This window comes from Paenibacillus sp. B2(2019) (assembly GCF_008370385.1).
GTDB lineage: Bacteria > Bacillota > Bacilli > Paenibacillales > Paenibacillaceae > Paenibacillus_AQ.
In genome coordinates, this window is sequence record NZ_VTZR01000033.1 from 1 (window position 1) to 12,356 (window position 12,356).

10 protein-coding genes are annotated in these 12,356 nt (G+C 43.6%); 1 reads left to right on the forward strand and 9 read right to left on the reverse strand.

The genetic code is table 11. From position 1 onward, the window contains the following. Positions 1 to 553: 553 nt before the first annotated feature. Positions 554 to 751: an IS3 family transposase gene (locus PAENI_RS33160; RefSeq protein WP_179085823.1), complete on the forward strand. Its 198-nt coding sequence runs from the start codon at positions 554 to 556 to the stop codon at positions 749 to 751. Between the two features lie 80 nt (positions 752 to 831). Here PAENI_RS33160 and PAENI_RS31055 read toward each other — a convergent pair whose 3' ends face one another. From PAENI_RS31055 to sigW, 9 genes are all read right to left on the reverse strand, one after another. Then, on the reverse strand, positions 832 to 1,932 hold the full coding sequence (locus tag PAENI_RS31055) for a DUF4179 domain-containing protein (protein ID WP_188114763.1): 1,101 nt from the start codon (positions 1,930 to 1,932) through the stop codon (positions 832 to 834). Further along, complete coding sequence (locus PAENI_RS31060; protein ID WP_149647940.1) at positions 1,929 to 2,453, reverse strand: sigma-70 family RNA polymerase sigma factor; 525 nt, start codon at positions 2,451 to 2,453, stop codon at positions 1,929 to 1,931. Before PAENI_RS31060 ends, PAENI_RS31055 begins: the two co-directional genes overlap by 4 nt. Before the next feature lie 493 nt (positions 2,454 to 2,946). Beyond that, positions 2,947 to 3,303 carry a hypothetical protein gene (locus PAENI_RS31065; protein ID WP_223179046.1) on the reverse strand — a complete coding sequence of 119 codons (357 nt, stop codon included), beginning with the start codon at positions 3,301 to 3,303 and terminating at the stop codon, positions 2,947 to 2,949. A 340-nt stretch (positions 3,304 to 3,643) separates the two neighbouring features. After that, complete coding sequence (gene glmS, locus PAENI_RS31070; protein ID WP_042192067.1) at positions 3,644 to 5,476, reverse strand: glutamine--fructose-6-phosphate transaminase (isomerizing); 1,833 nt, start codon at positions 5,474 to 5,476, stop codon at positions 3,644 to 3,646. Between the two features lie 639 nt (positions 5,477 to 6,115). Continuing rightward, positions 6,116 to 7,456, reverse strand: a complete 1,341-nt coding sequence (glmM, locus tag PAENI_RS31075; RefSeq protein WP_042192071.1) for a phosphoglucosamine mutase — start codon at positions 7,454 to 7,456, stop codon at positions 6,116 to 6,118. 111 nt (positions 7,457 to 7,567) lie between these two features. Next, a complete protein-coding gene (locus tag PAENI_RS31080; protein ID WP_149647920.1) occupies positions 7,568 to 9,025 on the reverse strand; it encodes a CdaR family protein in 1,458 nt (485 codons plus the stop codon). After that, the gene (gene cdaA, locus PAENI_RS31085; RefSeq protein WP_042192076.1) at positions 9,018 to 9,848 is read right to left on the reverse strand and encodes a diadenylate cyclase CdaA; all 831 of its coding nucleotides are present in this window, start codon (positions 9,846 to 9,848) and stop codon (positions 9,018 to 9,020) included. Before cdaA ends, PAENI_RS31080 begins: the two co-directional genes overlap by 8 nt. Positions 9,849 to 10,066: 218 nt before the next feature. Then, positions 10,067 to 10,681, reverse strand: a complete 615-nt coding sequence (locus PAENI_RS31090; RefSeq protein ID WP_042192079.1) for a zf-HC2 domain-containing protein — start codon at positions 10,679 to 10,681, stop codon at positions 10,067 to 10,069. 123 nt (positions 10,682 to 10,804) lie between these two features. Then, positions 10,805 to 11,371 carry an RNA polymerase sigma factor SigW gene (gene sigW / locus PAENI_RS31095; protein ID WP_042192081.1) on the reverse strand — a complete coding sequence of 189 codons (567 nt, stop codon included), beginning with the start codon at positions 11,369 to 11,371 and terminating at the stop codon, positions 10,805 to 10,807. Positions 11,372 to 12,356: the final 985 nt, after the last annotated feature.

The following is a 12,356-nucleotide window of genomic DNA, read 5'->3' on the forward strand; positions in this document are numbered from 1 at the left end:
GCGGCAAAATCTTTAATGTGTTTATACATATCCAACATCTCCTTTTTGTAATGGAATCAAGTTTATTATACCGAACACTAGTTCTCAAGTAAATATTTACATTTACTTAAACTACCCCCGTTAACCAAACGAAGCTGCCGAAAATCATTTCGCTAATCCCGAAATGTAATTAACTACGTATGGTTAATACTTTTGATCATTTTGTTTACGCTAGCCTCACAGTTAGCTTAAAGAAGATTTTTCATCGAGAGTCATATTGATTGTTGCATAGTACGAAGATACTGAGCAGTAGACGCAAACTGTGAAGGAGTGAAAACGATGCAAGTTAGATTAGAATCTTTTGATAATAAGAGGATTAAGGAAATAGCGGTATTAGAAGGGTAGATCCTGAATCATTATCTGAAACTGAAATCTGGAGTATCGTATCCGCAGCTCTTGTTACATTTAAACGTAATTTGATGGAAGCTCAACGTCAGCAGATTCCAAGTACGAAGAGCGAGGATGATTAATATGAGTTATTTCAAAGCAGAAAGAAAAGGAATTATTTATGTGTGTGAATCATCGAATTGCCAGAACGATACTTTTTTTTGCGATCATAAGCAGCACGTTCTACCTCGAAGATCTTATGTGTACAACGACGGCAATCGTTGAACAGACCGTTCGAGACTACATCACCTACTATAACTCAATTCGGATTCAAGCGAAACTAAATAACCAGTCGCCGGTGGATTTCCGACGACTGGCTGCTTAAACTTGCAAGGTGTTTTGATCCCTGTCTCATAAACGTGGGTCAGTCCCAAGTGATCTGCCGGAGATTTTTTTGCCAATCTGCTATTGTACAGGCACTGTAAATTCAAGCTCGGGAATATATACTTTATTTTCTCTGGAGCGGATATACGGCTTTACGGTGACCGTTTTCGGCGTGGCCTCCATCGGCTCAAACATGGTTGTATAGGATAAATAATCTCCTTCACCCGAACCGCTGCCTCCGATAAATGTCGGGGTTCGCCCCTGCTCATCGGTAAGATCAAAATCAATATTAAGGAACCCTGTGATTTTATATTTATCCGGAATCTTTTGCTGAAACTCCCGAATGTCTTCACCGGGCTCACCCCTAATCTCGACAACCAAACGGGTCGTCGTTTGGCTAAGCTCGATTCGCTTGATTTTCATGTGGATATGATCGTGTATCTTCATCTCTGCCGGGGTCAGCACGATACTGTTCGTATTATTCTTTTTCACCGAAATATTGAATTCGAAATCCTGATTTAGCTTAGCTATTCTGACCACCATAGAAAAATCGAACTCGTCGGGCACCTCTACCGATTCAAAGGTGGTAACAATGAGGGAGTCAGGGGCCTGGTCTCCGCCGGAGGAGATCCCCCAGCTGGTATTTACCGGTTCACCGTTGATAAAAAAGTCGATGTTGTTCACAAGCCCTTCCGGACCCTTCTCGCTCCCCCACAAATCATAAAAAGTTTCATTCGCGTCCTCCGGCATATCACGGGTCAACACCAGGGATAAACGGCTCCCGTCATACATCAGTTCGGATACACTAAGCGTTACTCCTTGATGGGTAACCGTCTGATGGACAGCTGCAGTCATCCCTTTCTCATTCGCGGTTTGCAGCCCGAGGTCTCCCGCCAATCTGAATACACTGTCTACGAAGGGAATTTGTTTCAAGGTTTGAGCCATCGCAGGTGAAATGAATCCCAGACTGATGAAAATAACTCCCGCAGCCGCCACACTTGCCATTGTAATCATAACATTCCGCAGCCAGCGGCTTTTTTTCTTGACAGAGACAGGCTTCGGAGGTACGCTGCTCATCATTTGATAGGTTTGCTCCATACGGACACGTACTAATTCCGGCATCTCTTCAATCCTCTGCTCTTTCAAGATTCCCAGATCAAGCTCAAGTTCCGGATTGCTCATGCGTTCACCTTCCTTTCTGCGGGGTCTGTAAGCCATCCATATAACGTTTTCCTTGCCCTGTGCAGCCGTGTCTTGACCGCGCTCTCGGACAGCTCCATGATGTCTGCAATCTGCTGCAGCGGAAGATCCTGAAAATAATGCAGGATAATGATCGTCCGCGACACTTCCTCCAACCGGTAGACCGCTTCGCGAAGGTCGATAGCTTCAACTTCGGTGGAAACCGTTTGCCTCTGGGGTAGCTCGGCCATAGTGATATTCTGCGCACGCTTACGTAAAATCAGATTGCATTCGTTGATCAAAATACGAAACAGCCATGTTTTGAAAAAATAGGGGCTGTGCAGCGTTGAAATGGCCTTGTAGGCCTTCAATACCGTTTCCTGCATCGCGTCTGCACAATCCTCATCCTTCTTCACAATCGATTTCGCCACATTGTACATTTGCAGCTCCAGCCTTTTCACTAGATGGATGAAAGCTTCCTCGTCTCCTTCCTGCGCGCGCCTGACTTCTTCCTCTTGATCAATATCCAACCGTCAGCCTCCATTCTCTATGAGGTCTTATTGTTCATTCGTTGTCACTGTTTCTGCTGATTAGATGTATGAGACGGGTAAAAGGTTACATCTATATTCTTAATCTTCAAAAAACTGCGGCTGGCATTTTCGCTAAATGCCACAATCAGAACCGTATGCCAAGCCGCGCATTTTTCCCGGAATTTTGGACTGACAGGGGCACCCATCATGCCGGATTCCAGCCCGAAATGAGAAACTTAAGCTCGGGAGAGACGCAGGAACGTGCCAGACCTCTCAATTAAATGCGATTCTGCATGCTAATTTCGGCCAAATCTCTTTATTCCGGTAATTATAGGCAAATCTGCACAGTACGAAGATATAAGGGAGTAGGAGTATCCCTCCTCTCCCAACAGATAGGACGCAGTTGACACAAACGGGTAGTAAAGGAGGGATAGTACGGTGAGAAAACTCAGAAGGCAATCGTGTTCTATTAGCGTAAAATCGGTTCTCACTTTACTTTCATCGGGAATAATTCCGAAAAAGTCGTATACCAATCAGTTCGGTTGGATTTAATCATTGCCAATGCTTCTTTCAATGCAATCTCTGTCAGAGTTCCTAACTGTGTATAGTTGATGATACTTCTTCTTAACCAAATATCTGCCAAAGATTCTCCTGCACTGGCTCTTATCATGTGATCGAATGAAGCGTCATTTGCTACTTTCATAAGAATTTGTATCACTCCATCGTCATCAAATTTGGATAAATCCATAACGGCATCGTCAATTTCGTCATCTCTTGAAGTGTCGTTGTATATAACCGATATCAACATTTCTTTATCTGTCTTCACCGCTGTCATTCCTTTCAAAATTATACCGAATTTAATGTTGCTCTAAACTGCCCGTTAGCTTAATCAAGCAGCGTCAGTCTAATACTTTATTTTCCGAGTCTACAACTTTATTTGCTGAGTCTAACACTTTATTTTCTCCTCACAGTAAAGCCTAATTTTACTTCGTTTTCCTATCTTCCTCTTTAAAGGCATAAAAAAGCCGCTCAAAAATATGAGCGACTTAGCAAGCTAAAATGATTATAAACAGTAATTACAATCTATTTTGTTAAGATACAAACATTATTGTTAAGTTACTCACATTAATGTCTAATAACCAACTTTAATGTCATTCTACATTAATTGGCTATCCCCAACAATCCTACTCCACAGTAACACTCTTCGCCAAGTTACGTGGTTTATCCACATCATGACCTAGCGCAAGAGAAGCATAATAAGACAATAATTGCAGAGGTACTACGGACAACGCTGCTGTGAGCATTGGCAATGTCTTAGGAATAACAAACACTTGATCTACTGATCTAAGCAGGTCAGTCAAATGCTCTTGGTGAGTGATTGCAAGCACGTCTGCGCCGCGAGCTTTCACTTCTTTGATGTTGCTGACGGTCTTCTCAAGCACAGCTTCCTGAGTTGCCAGGGCAATAACAGGAACACCTTCCTCGATCAGAGCCAATGTACCGTGTTTCAATTCACCTGCAGCATAAGCTTCGGAGTGAATATAAGAAATTTCTTTCAGCTTCAAGGAACCTTCTTGAGCAACAGCATAATCTACGCCGCGGCCGATGAAGAACAGGTTCTTGTGCTCAGAAATTTGCTCTGCATAACCTTTGATCGCTTCTTTTTGAGCTAGGATCTCTTCCACTTGTTCTGGTAGAGCTTGCATAGCTGCTAAAATCTTAGCCACTTGAGCTTCGGTTTGTGTACCGCGAACTTCAGCCAAGTAAAGAGCAAACAATCCGAAAGCGACCAATTGTGAAGTGTAGGCTTTGGTCGAGGCTACTGCAATTTCTGGACCTGCCAAGGTTACCAACACATCATTCGCTTCGCGAGCAATAGAGCTGCCCACTACGTTTGTGATTGCCAGAACATGTGCACCGTTAGCTTGCGCTTCACGAAGAGCTGCCAATGTATCTGCAGTCTCACCGGATTGGCTGACAACGATAACCAAAGTTTCCGGGGTCACGATTGGTGAACGGTAACGGTATTCCGAAGCAATGTCATTCTCTACTGGAATACGAACCAAAGATTCGATCATAGTACGTCCTACCACACCAGCGTTGTATGCCGTTCCGCAAGCAACAACTTGGATGTTACGGATGTTCTTGATTTGTTCTTCTGTGATGTTCAACTCTGGCAAAACAACCTTGTTGCCTTCAGCATTAATACGACCACGCATAGTGTCGCGGTAAGCCTTAGGCTGCTCGTGGATTTCTTTCAACATGAAATGTTCGTAGCCGCCTTTTTCTGCGGTAACTGCATCCCAATCGACAGTAATCATTTCCCGAGAAATAAAGTTTCCTTCAATCGTCATCAGTTCGACAGCATCTCTTGTCAAGACTGCCATTTCGCCGTCGTTCAAAATATATACGTTACGGGTATATTCAAGCAGTGCAGGAATATCTGACCCGATAAAGTTTTCTCCTTCGCCAAGTCCGATAATGAGCGGGCTTGCTTGACGCACAGCCACCAATTTATCTGGTTCATATTCAGTCAGGACGCCTAATGCAAAAGCACCGCGCATGAAGGTAATCGCTTTTTGAACAGCTTTCACAATATCTCCATCATATTCGCGAGCAATCAGGTGTGAAATAACTTCTGTATCTGTTTCGGAGACAAAGTGGCATCCGCCAGCGATCAGCTCTTCTTTCAGATCCAGATAGTTTTCGACAATACCGTTATGAACGACCGAGAACTTCATGCTGTTATCCGTATGTGGATGGGAGTTCTCATCGGATGGTTTACCGTGAGTTGCCCAGCGTGTGTGTCCGATACCTGCGCTACCTGCCAGTGGGCTGCCTTCCAGCTTCGACTGCAGATTCGCCAAACGGCCTTGTGCTTTCACTACCTGCAGTCCTTCCCCAGTGAATACAGCTATACCAGCGGAATCATATCCCCGATACTCCAGCTTCTTCAATCCTTCAACCAAGATCCCCTGCGAATTCTGATTACCAATATATCCTACAATACCACACATTATTATTTCCCCCGTCCGAGTTATCGTAATGTGGCGGCATAAGGAAAGAAACGTGCCGTGCGGCATGTTTTTGAGAAAAAGCAAATATTCTGTTGTGTTTTTGGATCAACAAAATAAACTGTCACTTACATCTTATGTTCATGAAATGCACAGCCTTCTTCTCTGCCGTGGCAGAACTACCGTGTTTCTTTACGATGCGCGCACACATGAATTTTATATTTCTTATGCACCCATGAAAACGTTGTGTGAAAGGTCGCCCTTCCATTTTCCGTCTCCATTTACGGCTCTGGTGCATCACCGGGAGGTCCCCGCCGAACATTTCGAACACCTCCACCTCGTCAGCTTACGTCTGCCGTGATCCGTTCAAGCCCTTGTCTACATAACCATGTAGCAGCTTTCCCTTCTCCCCCGCGCTCGACCAAGCTCTGGCGCTTGCTATTGCAAACCTCACAATCCCCGCTTTCCTTCTAGAATGACACTTAATCTATTATATGCACCTTACATTACTTTGGCAATGCTGCACCAACCTAAATTTCACAAATCCCTGTTCAGACGATCCATCCAAAAATAATAAACACCGGTGTAACGAGTCCGAATCGTTCTCGCTCTCTACACCGGCTATATAGGTATGATAATGAATTATACCAATTCGCGTTGAACAACTTCTACAATTTGATTCACATAAAGATCTAGATCTGCCTTATCAGGGCCTTCTGCCATGACACGGATTAAAGACTCCGTGCCGGACGGACGTACAAGCACACGGCCATTGTCGCCTAGCTTGCCTTCTACTTCAGCGATAGCTGCTTCGATAGCCTGGTTGTTAGGATAATTGGTCTTATCTTGTACCCGAACATTGACCAGCACCTGCGGGTATTTCGTCATCATGCTCTTAACCTCGCTAAGCTGCTTACCGGAAGCTTTAAGCGTATCTACCAGCTGGATAGCCGTCAGAATACCATCACCTGTTGTATTATAATCAAGGAAGATAACATGTCCAGACTGTTCTCCACCTAGATTAAAACCACCACGGCGCATTTCTTCCATCACATACCGGTCGCCTACAGCTGTTTTAGCAGTGTTCAGGGATAATTTCTCGGTAGCTTTGTAGAATCCGATATTACTCATAACCGTTGATACAATCGTGCTATCTTTCAGCTTGCCAGCACGGTTCATTGCATCCCCACAAATACAGAGAATAAAGTCTCCGTCAACTTCATCGCCTTTATTATCGATCGCAATCAATCGGTCAGCATCTCCGTCAAAAGCAAGTCCCAAATCCGCTCCATGACGTAATACTTCCTCACGCAAAGTCTCTGGATGTGTTGAACCAAATCCAGCATTAATATTCAATCCATCAGGCTCAGCACCAATAGAAATAACCTCAGCGCCCAGCTCTCTAAACAATCTTGGTGCAAGTTCATACGCTGCGCCGTGAGCACAGTCGAGTACAACCTTAATTCCCTTGAAATCTTGAGAAATGGTTGTCTTCAAATACTCCAGATAGAGGTACTTGGCGTCATTATCAACCGTAACCATACCTAAACCAGAGCCGATAGGACGAGGCAATTCATCAACTTCAGCATCCATTAGTTCTTCAATACGCAGCTCAGTTTCATCCGTAAGCTTGAAACCATCTCCGCCAAAGAACTTAATGCCATTATCTTCAACCGGATTATGTGATGCCGAAATCATGACCCCTGCATCTGCCTTTAATAATCTCGTAATATAAGCAACAGCAGGTGTACTCACTACACCTATACGGATTACATCTGCCCCAATAGACAGCAAACCAGCAATAAGAGCCGATTCGAGCAAAGGTCCGGAAATACGTGTATCCATTCCAATGACAACCTTTGGTTTATGCACGTTACCCGCTAGTACATATCCTCCACAGCGACCAATGCTATAAGCCATTTCTGCAGTTAATTCACGGTTTGCTACTCCCCGCACACCGTCAGTTCCAAAATACTTCCCCATTATTTTTCTCCTTTGAATACGCTACATTAGCTTAATGTTCTATCCTATGATTTGAATACTATTTTGGTGTACCTTTGGGACATATCCTAAAAGACGTATTTCAACAAAAGGTTACGTTCCCCCTGTACCTACAGGATTTTCGGAATTCGTACTTGTGTTAGCTGTGCCATTATTCTCTGGACTGCTATCCGTGGGGACAGGCGTCGCTGTAGCTCCAACTTCTCCGCTATGGGTAGGCTTCTCAGTGGCCTCCTCATCGCCTATAACAGGTTCAGAGCTTGGCTCAGGAGTAGTTACACTACCCGTGTCTGGATGAGGCGTAGGCACCGGCGTTGCAGGTGACAGCAACTGTACAGTTACCGTAAGAGGCACACTTGAATTAGCCAGTGCGATGAATTTAGGCAGTGATACCCGTAAAGAAACCTCGTGAGTCCCGGCAGTCAGGCCAGTCACATCAGCCACAACACCTATATCGTCTTTATTTAGTTGATTTAGCAAAGTAGGTGCACCTGTTAAGGTAAGGGCTATATCCTTGCTTGTTGGATTAACAATACTTCCTTCAAACTCATCACCGACACCCTGTAACTTGATGGGTACCGCTTCAACCGTCCGTTCAGCAATTTCTGAAATCGTTAATGAAACGTTCACGGTTTCAGGCATTACTTTCTCAGTTCCTGCCGGAGGTTTCAGTTCTACCTTCAGCTGCTTCGTTCCTGCAGAATCTATAGCGCTAAGATCGACACTTGCTTCATAGGTAGATAATGCAGCTAACGCATTGGCTTGACCATATACCACGACTGATTCCAGCTCAGGTGTCACATTTGATAAGACGAGAGAACCCGGAAGTTGTCCGGTAAAGCCGATATCCAGCGGTAAGCTCTTAAAAGGCAAGGTAATTGGCAATTCCACCGAAACGGTAGCCGGCTCAATGACGGCATCCTTCACTTCTTTTCCTTCATTATCATAAGCATGCAGCTTCAATTTCTTCTCTTTAAAGGTTTCGTTCTCGCCATTTAGCTCAATAGTGCCTTGTACCTTCACCACTTTGCTTAACTCATTATCTGGCAGCGTAACCTCAACAGTATCCGTAGGCTGCAAGACTGGGGTACCTAATTGATACCCTGCTGCTGGTTCTCCCTTGGTAACCAATGTTATGGGAAAAGACTTTGTATTTCGCAGCTCTACATGTACATTGACCTCTTTAGGAGTCATTCTGACAAGAGTTACACCTCTAGGTAATGAATATGAGAGTGGCAACGTATTATCTCCAGGCTCAACCTTACTTAGATCAAGGGTCACTTTATAGTCGTCCGAGAACTGAAAAGAGATATCCGAGTTCTTCCCCTTAACCTCCATACTCACACTATCTACATCCTTGTATTCCAGTACAAATTTATCTTTATCTAGACCGATCTCTTCGATCTTTACATTCTCAATTATCTTCGATTTAGTATCGACCGTGGTCTGTCCAACAGGCGCAGTGTCGATACGAACCATAGTAAACAGTATGATCCCAAATGCAAGGGCTAGAATTTTATTGAAATTGTTATTGTTCATCCACTTATCCATGATTTTTGTCCCCCTTCCGTTTCCAGAAAGTTGAACCTTTCTCCTTCAGCGATGAACTTACACTCAGCTCTTGATGGAGCTTCGAAATCATTGATTCTTCCTTAATGTCCCTTACAATTTGACCATTGATGGCCAGAGAAATCTGTCCTGTCTCCTCCGAGACAATGACAGACACAGAGTCCGCAACCTCACTAATCCCGATAGCCGCGCGATGTCTTGTCCCCAGTTCCTTGCTAATAAAAGGGTTCTCGGACAAAGGTAAATAACATGCAGCCGCGGCGATCTGATTCCCCTGCATAATAAGGGCTCCGTCATGCAGAGGGGTGTTAGGTATAAAGATGTTAATCAGCAACTCAGAGCTGACTAAAGAACGCATGGCGATACCCGATTCCGTATATTCATTAAGGCCTGTCTCTCGCTCGAATACGATTAATGCCCCTATTTTTCTATGTGATAAATAATTTACGGCTTTAATCACTTCGCCAATTAATTTACTGAGTTCTTCATCACTTTCCCCAGCCCGTCCGAAAAATTTACCTCGTCCAAGCTGCTCCAGTCCCCTTCGTAGTTCCGGCTGAAAGATGATAAAGACTGCCAGCACACCGAATGTAAACATTTGATTCATTAGCCATTTGAGCGTATAGAGGTCTAGCATGGTACTCACAGCCCAAATCAAAACCAGGACCAGAATCCCCTTCAGCAGCTGAATCGCTCGAGTTCCGCGGACCATATTAAGTACTTTATAAATAATGTAGCTGACGATCAGTATATCAATAATATCTTTAATGGAATCTTTCCATGTTAAGTCTGTAAAATAACTCATTGCCTAAAACCCCCGTCATTTCATATTAGCTGGGTTTATGTAAAATGTCTGTTAGATCTGTATCAATATCTAGGTTATAACGTTCGGGCTCCAGTTGCAAGTTTAGCCCCTCACCCATTTTCTAATTTTTCTAAATTTAGGCAACAAAAAAGCGCCATCTTTCCGGAAAAAGAGGCGCAAAATAATATTCCAGCTCAAGGTAACCACTGTCGCTTTCTTTAACGGTAGGCAACTTCAGAGAACATGTTCGTCACTTTATACCAGAGCCAACTTACCGCTTGGTCTATGCTTTTGACTTGCCCAGAAATATGAGCTGTTGAAGCCTGATACAAAGAACCGTCAATGACTGTTACGTTGCCGTTCACTTCCCCATATACCTGTGCTTTACCATTCTCTATGGTAAGGTCACCGGTAATAATCTTGCCGGAAGGTACGATTACAGTATCCCCTTTGATAACCACTTGATCCAGATCTGCACCTCTAACTACAAGTTGTCTATCTGGACTCCAAAAAGTTACGGAACTCATCAGCATTACGACAAGAAACAGAGATGCCGCTGTAAGTGCAGGGTGTCTCTTGATCCAGGTAACAAAAGCATTTTCTTTCTTGGTCTTTGGCAATGAACTCATTATCCGGCTCACAAGATCATCTGAGGCAACAGGATTCTGATGCATTAGGGAGAACATCAACATATCTGTCTGTTCTAATTCTTTAAACTTTGCACGGCAATCTGGACAGGATAGAAGATGCTCCTTCAACTCCCTCTGCTGCTGATCGGGCAAGTCGTCATCCAAGTAGTCGTGCATCATAGAGACGGCCAGTTTGCATTCCATAGGAGCCAATCCTTTCATGAGTGCTATTTAATTATCCTAAGACAAAGGGTCAGGACACATAAGACTTGCTTAACTTACATACGTCGCTCTCCCAAAGATGTTTCATAAAAAAAAAATCTATTTTTACATTTTCGGGCCTAATTTTTTACGTAAAAATTCACGACCTCGGTGTACACGCGTCTTAATCGTGGTTACAGGCATGTCGAGCACGTCACTTATTTCCTGAAGCGACAAATCCTGCAGGTATCTAAGAATCATCACAGACCTGTATTTCACAGGCAGACTGTCAATAGCCTCATAGATTAGCCCCTGTGTCTCAGAGAGCAGCAATTCGGTCTCAGGTGTTACATTATCACTTGGAATCAACGAATAGCCGTCAAGGCCCTCCTGATCGTTCATATCTGCATCGAGCGAATAGGTTGGTTTCCGTTTGCGTAATCTATCAATACAGAGGTTCGTTCCAATCCGATAAATCCAGGTAGAGAACTTCTGTTTATCATCATACCGATCCAAGTTTCTATACACACGCAAAAAGGTCTCCTGAACTATATCCTCCGCCTCATGGCGATTGTTCAGCATCCGGTACGCCAAATGATATATTTTGTCTTTATATAGTTCCACAAGCTCGGCAAATGCCCTTTGGTCGCCTTTTAAGGCGAGCTTTGTCAATCTGCCTTCCAAATTCTCCACCTGTTAACTCCCCCAGACTTGCCGCCCTTGGTATTTATTTTCAAATATCCACGGTACAAGCAATTAAATCGTAATTCAAGTTTGTGTAAAAATCAAGGATTGTATTGTAACCTTCTCTGTAAACTGAGTTAAAAACTGGACAACTTGGTATAGGTGATTAAGTGCAGCTTCGAGAAATATTTGGACTTCCGGTCGCTGTTATTGTCAGATTTCCTGATTTAAACCGCTACTCGCGGTAGAAATCTGACAATAAAGGAGATCGCTAACGCTCCTACAGTTCCAAACATTCTCTACGCTACTCCATCACCTGAATAATAAGTGCCACACTATTTACCTTCGCTTACATCTCGGTTACTTGGGTAGGGCCTGAAAGATCAATATTGGGCAAAGCACCACAATATTTTTCAGGACAAAAGAATCACTTCGCAGCACAATATTTAGTTTATGAGCGAAGTAACTCGTATTAGGCAACAAAATCACCCCGTCGGTTGAATAGGCTTCTGTTGGTTTAAATTTATCGCATATAGAGCAGACATTGTTGTACTTTACGCAGGGTTTTCGGTGATTTGGCGAGTAAGAACTCCAATGTAGGTTGAGGGTTTCATTTTGGTTGAGGGTTTCATTTTGATGGAACAAGTTATAGGGAAAACCTCCCTATAACTTAGGTCACAGCTGTTTTATGACCAAGTTATAAGGAATTTCTCCCTGTATATTGGTCAAATTCAATTAATTACACCAAGTTCAGCTAATATAAAGGGAACAATTCCCTATATTTTATCGAAATGAGCTTGAAATACCGATTTACAGGTAATAATTCCCTTTAATTCAGCATTTTGACCCTGAAGCAGAGAAATATGAAACTTAAAAATGTTTATGTGTGCGAACAGACAGTAATTCCTATAAAGATGCAAATAAACACGGGCTCCGGGCTCCTTTTGTGCATCCTTTGCACACATTCCTGGCAAAGTCCATAACGCGTGTGCCA

What these genes read in the sequence shown, in the direction of transcription:
- cdaA (WP_042192076.1), bottom strand. Translation starts at nt 9,848, where the DNA reads ATGAGTTATTTTACAGACTTAACATGGAAAGATTCCATTAAAGATATT.
- PAENI_RS31055 (WP_188114763.1), bottom strand. Translation starts at nt 1,932, where the DNA reads ATGAGCAATCCGGAACTTGAGCTTGATCTGGGAATCTTGAAAGAGCAG.
- PAENI_RS31080 (WP_149647920.1), bottom strand. Translation starts at nt 9,025, where the DNA reads ATGGATAAGTGGATGAACAATAACAATTTCAATAAAATTCTAGCCCTT.
- PAENI_RS31090 (WP_042192079.1), bottom strand. Translation starts at nt 10,681, where the DNA reads ATGGAATGCAAACTGGCCGTCTCTATGATGCACGACTACTTGGATGAC.
- glmM (WP_042192071.1), bottom strand. Translation starts at nt 7,456, where the DNA reads ATGGGGAAGTATTTTGGAACTGACGGTGTGCGGGGAGTAGCAAACCGT.
- glmS (WP_042192067.1), bottom strand. Translation starts at nt 5,476, where the DNA reads ATGTGTGGTATTGTAGGATATATTGGTAATCAGAATTCGCAGGGGATC.